Source organism: Streptomyces sudanensis (genome assembly GCF_023614315.1).
Classification (GTDB): domain Bacteria; phylum Actinomycetota; class Actinomycetes; order Streptomycetales; family Streptomycetaceae; genus Streptomyces; species Streptomyces sudanensis.
Window position 1 is genome coordinate 1,059,521 of record NZ_CP095474.1, and the last position, 1,879, is coordinate 1,061,399.

2 protein-coding genes are annotated in these 1,879 nt (G+C 76.5%); both read right to left on the reverse strand.

Annotated features, from left to right (window positions below):
* Positions 1 to 1,106: serine/threonine-protein kinase (locus tag MW084_RS04730; RefSeq protein ID WP_275563486.1), on the reverse strand; the 1,106-nt coding region annotated here is incomplete at its 3' end.
* 30 nt (positions 1,107 to 1,136) lie between these two features.
* Positions 1,137 to 1,879, reverse strand: a 743-nt coding sequence (locus MW084_RS04735) for a DcrB/PsbP domain-containing protein (protein ID WP_476718369.1), incomplete at its 5' end; no start/stop codon positions are given.

The following is a 1,879-nucleotide window of genomic DNA, read 5'->3' on the forward strand; positions in this document are numbered from 1 at the left end:
CCCCCGGCCGCCGCCGGTGCGGCGGGCGGGCCCGGCGCGGCGGGGGGCGACCGGTGGGGCAGCACCCTCGCGAGGGAGCGGACCCGGTCCCTGGCCCGCGCGGGCGGCACGGTGTGCGGGCGCGCCCCGTACGGCGCGTCCCCCTGACCGGCCCGCCCGTCCGCCGGACCGTCGTCGGGCCGGTCGTGGGCCGTCGGCGTGTCGGCCTGCCCCGCGCCGCCGGGCGCCGCAGCGGTCCCGCCCGGGGGCCCGCCCGCCAGGTACGACCGCAGCAGCCGCTCCGCCTCCGCCCCGTCGATCCTGCGCGCCGGGTCGCGTTCCAGCAGGCCCCGCACGACGGGCAGCAGCGCGCCCGCGGCGGCGGGCGGACGGATCTCCGCCTCCACCACGGCGTGCAGCACCCCGCCGAGCGAGTCGCGGTGGAAGGGCGAGCTGCCCGTCATCGCCGTGCACAGCAGCACCCCCAGCGACCACAGGTCCGCCGCCGGCCCCGCCCGGTGGCCCTGCATCCGCTCCGGCGCGGTGTACTCGGGCGAGCCGACGAACATGCCCGACTCGGTCAGCGTGGTCGCCCCCGCGAGCTGGGCGACCCCGAAGTCGGTGAGGACGATCCGCCCGGTGGCCTCCTCCACCAGCACGTTGGCCGGCTTCAGGTCCCGGTGCAGCACCCCGATCGCGTGCGCGGCGCGCAGCGCGGACAGCAGCGCCAGGCCGATCCGGGCCGCCTCGTGCGCGTCCACCGGGCCCCGCTCGGCGATCCGCTCGGCGAGCGACGCGCCCTCGACGAGCTCCATCACGATGTACGGGACGCCGTCCTCCTCCACCACGTCGTGGACGCACACGATGTGCGGGTGGTGGACCCGGGCCACGGCGTGCGCCTCGCGCAGCGTGGTGTCGACGGTCGCGTCGCCTCCGGCCGGCCGGCCCGCGTCGACGTGGAGTTCCTTCACCGCGACCGGCCGGCCCAGCAGTTCGTCGTGGGCGCGCCACACCGTCCCCATGCCGCCGCGGCCCAACCGGGACTCGAGGCGGTAGCGGCCGGCGATCCGCCGCTGTTCGCGCGCCCGCCCGGCCGGCTCCTCCGGCCTCCGCCCTCCGACCGACACGGCCCACCTCCTCCGCTCGCGCCGGGGAGGTCACTCCTCGGCGGGTCGCCAGTGGCGCAGCACGATGTCGAACTGCTCCCGCGTGGTCGCCCAGTCTTCCTCGGGAGACGACATGTACAGCGCGTACTCGGTTCCGTCGTCCGTGTAGTACACCTGGTCTATCGCGTGGCGCTTACCGGGGTGTGTCCTTTTCTCGTACCAGGTGAACTCCCAGAGACAGGATTCCGGCTGATCACGGAACGTATTCTGACCGAGTTTCACCCGTTGGTACTCAGGCAGCCTCTCCCGCAGGCTCTCCTCCACGTCGAGCATGTGGGTGTAGGGGTCCTCGAAGTCGGGCGCGTCGTCGACGCTGACGCGGATGCGGTGCCTGCCGCCGTCCGGGGTGTAGTCGATCTGGCCGCCTTCCGTCTGCCGCTTCCAGCCGGCCGGTACGAGCAGGCTGAAACCCAGCGGGTCCGCCACGCGTTCCCACCCCTCGGGCACCGCGCCCGGCGGACCGGGCGAAGCGCCCGGTCCGGACGGCTCGTTCGACGCGGGTGGCACGGGTGAAGCGGGTGACGTGCCCGGTACGGACGGCGTGCTCGGCGCGGGGGTGGCGCCGGCGGTCGTGGCGGTGCCGGCGTCGGCGACGATTCCGGTGGTGTGGGCCGTGCGGCCGGTGTCGGCGTACCGCATGCCGGCGAACCCGGCGCCCGCGCCGACCGCCGCCGCGAGGAGCACCACCAGGGCGGCCCGGCGCCGGCGCGCCCGCCCGGCGGGGGCGGCGGGCG